A 1,504-nucleotide genomic window follows, 5' to 3' on the forward strand; every position below is an offset into this window, starting at 1 on the left:
CATGATCTTTCACGAACTGTTCCATCTCTATCGCAAATACGTATTGCGTCTCCCCCAAATCTCGGCGCGTCCAGGTCTCCCGGAGCATGTGGCTCATAACATCGACCTGCTGCATAATCAAATTGATCATCTATCGGTAGTGCCGCAGGAACTCGTGACCTATCCTGACGGGGAGGATTATTGGGTCGGCTTGGCCGATAACGACCTGACCGCGAATGACCCTTTCGATGATCACGAGATGCGGCGGGGTAACCTGCTGCTGAGCTGGATCATGATATCGACTGTCATGCCCGCCTCCGATGTCGCGAAACGCGCCTGGAAGCTGCTGCAGCATCGTCAACTGGCTCGCACCGGGCGACTTCTCGCAGATGCAGTGCGCAAGGCGAACGGCGATGGTCCGAGGATCGCGGCAGCGCTGTTTGCGGAACTCCAAAACCCGAAGGCTGAGCAAGTTTGCCTCCTGCGGTACGATCCAGCCACCCGGCGGGATGAACTCCTATCCTTTCCTTATTAGGTAGGGCGCCGCGTCCGGTAGATCATGAGCTACGAGCAACCGCACCATCGCTTCGCCCGATCCTACCGGGACGAAGAACGCTTGTCGGACGTTGCCCACGTGCAGGAACCGTGGTACGGCCACCCTGGGGAGAAATCGGGGACGTTGGCGCGGCACGACGGCGGGGCAGGGGGAACATGGCAGAGGACACCGTGCCGGGGCCCGCAGGCTACGCGGAGTGGGTGGCGGACCTGAAGGACCGCATCCGCCACGCCCGCCTGCGTGCCGGCTTGGCCGTCAACCGCGAACTGGTCCTGCTGTACTGGCAGGTCGGCGCCGAGATCCTCGAGCGGCAGGACCGCCGCGGCTGGGGTGCCCGGGTGATCGACCGCTTGGCCGCCGACCTGCGGCGCGAGTTCCCCGGGGTGACCGGCTGGTCCGCCCGGAACCTCAAATACATGAGGGCCTTCGCGGCGGCTTGGCCGGACCGCGACTTCGTGCAAGGGGTCCTTGCACAATTGCCCTGGTGGCATCAGATCGCCCTCCTCGAGAAGGTCGGGGACGCCGAGGCCCGCCGGTGGTACGCCCGCGCGGCCATCCAGCACGGCTGGAGCCGCAACGTCCTGGTCCACCAGATCGAGAGCCGTCTGCACGTGCGGCAGGGCAGGGCGGCGACGAATTTCCAGCGCACCCTGCCGGCCGTCGAGTCCGATCTGGCGGAACAGATCTTCAAGGATCCCTACCACTTCGACTTCCTTGGGCTGGGCGACGCGGCGCGGGAGCGTGAGCTTGAGCGGGGCCTGCTCGATCACCTCAAGACATTCCTGATCGAGCTCGGCATGGGCTTCGCCTTCGTCGGCAGCCAGCATCCGCTGCGGGTCGGCGGGCAGGAGTTCTACCTCGACCTGCTGTTCTACCATCTCGATCTGCGCCGCTTCGTGGTCATCGACCTCAAGATGGGGGTTCTGTCAGGTTTCGGGGCAAGTTGAGCATTGAACAGACGGCTGACTA

The 1,504-nt window shown here is 63.8% G+C and carries 2 protein-coding genes; both read left to right on the plus strand.

Features of this window, described 5'->3' with window-relative positions; translation table 11 throughout:
* A partial coding sequence (locus tag N825_RS40080; RefSeq protein WP_198039089.1) for a hypothetical protein occupies nt 1-514 on the plus strand: 514 nt, incomplete at its 5' end.
* Between the two features lie 176 nt (nt 515-690).
* The gene (locus tag N825_RS35580) at nt 691-1,482 is read left to right on the plus strand and encodes a PDDEXK nuclease domain-containing protein (protein ID WP_051514259.1); all 792 of its coding nucleotides are present in this window, start codon (nt 691-693) and stop codon (nt 1,480-1,482) included.
* Nucleotides 1,483-1,504: the final 22 nt, after the last annotated feature.

The sequence above is a fragment of the Skermanella stibiiresistens SB22 genome (genome assembly GCF_000576635.1).
Classification (GTDB): Bacteria; Pseudomonadota; Alphaproteobacteria; order Azospirillales; family Azospirillaceae; genus Skermanella; species Skermanella stibiiresistens.